The sequence below is a fragment of the Mesorhizobium sp. M4B.F.Ca.ET.089.01.1.1 genome (assembly GCF_004022605.1).
Lineage (GTDB): Bacteria > Pseudomonadota > Alphaproteobacteria > Rhizobiales > Rhizobiaceae > Mesorhizobium > Mesorhizobium abyssinicae.
Genome location: NZ_RZOS01000939.1, coordinates 1 through 981 on the forward strand (window position 1 = coordinate 1; position 981 = coordinate 981).

At 66.1% G+C, this 981-nt stretch carries 1 protein-coding gene; it reads right to left on the reverse strand.

Annotated features, from left to right (window positions below):
* Positions 1-950, reverse strand: a 950-nt coding sequence (locus EN780_RS41110) for a TniQ family protein (protein WP_245500228.1), incomplete at its 3' end; no start/stop codon positions are given.
* Between the last annotated feature and the right edge of the window lie 31 nt (positions 951-981).

A 981-nucleotide genomic window follows, 5' to 3' on the forward strand; every position in this document is an offset into this window, starting at 1 on the left:
CCTCCCCTATCGGCCAGTAGCAGGTCACAGTGGCCGCAGACCGGACGAGCGCGGCCCTCATGCAGGCGCAAAGCCACGCAAAGACGCCGGTGACACGACAAACACCGATCGTGAAGCAGTTGGCCGTGGGCTGGGCAGATGCAGCGCTCGGCAAGCCTCCAGCCGGCGCGCAGATAGGCGTCACGACCTGCCTCAACATCCGCAGCGAAACAGGCGAAACAGACCGGAGTTGGTCCAGTGGTTGCCGATGGTAGCCATGCCGGTCCAAAACTCACGTACCATGACCCCGGGCGACTCGGGAACCGCCTGGTCAAGGATAGGCGCTGCAGCCGATCGGGGTCGATACCGCAGGCCTTTGCCCACACCCTCGCCTGATCCGCCGCCGGATCCCTGTCGTCGATCGGCGCAGGCGAGGAAAAGCCATTACCGTCGCCGGCGAGATGGCCGGCCAGCTCTTGCGCCGAGAGGCCATAGCGGCATGCCACCCGCGCCAGCCATGACGACGGCAATTCGTCGCGGTAGGGCCGCGGCGCAACGGGCAGACGACGGCCCGTCATCGCCGGGCCATCTGCGCGATCCCGCGCGCCGCCCGCCTGCCGGCAGTCCTGGGTCATCGACACGAGCGGCAGCATGAGATCATCTCCGAAGCTCATCTGATCGAGCCGTTCCCTTCCTGACCGGATTGCCTCCTCGACCGCCGTTTCGATCAGCCGGAAAATTCGCGCCGTAACGCCGCTGGTGAGCAGATGGATCCGCTCACGAACCGGCTCACTAACGAGATCGGACGCAGCGCGCAACGGCAGGATTCCCGCCAGGCTCCTCAGGAGCCGCGCAAAGGTGTGATCGTTCTTCCAGGGCTTGAGATGAAACGCCTCGAAGCGCTCGGCGAGCTGCGCGTCGGTGAGCAAGGCCTGGCGCGCCAGGTCGGTACCGGCGCAAACAAGCGGCACTCTCGGGTCGTTTGCGAGAACCGCAGCGCAT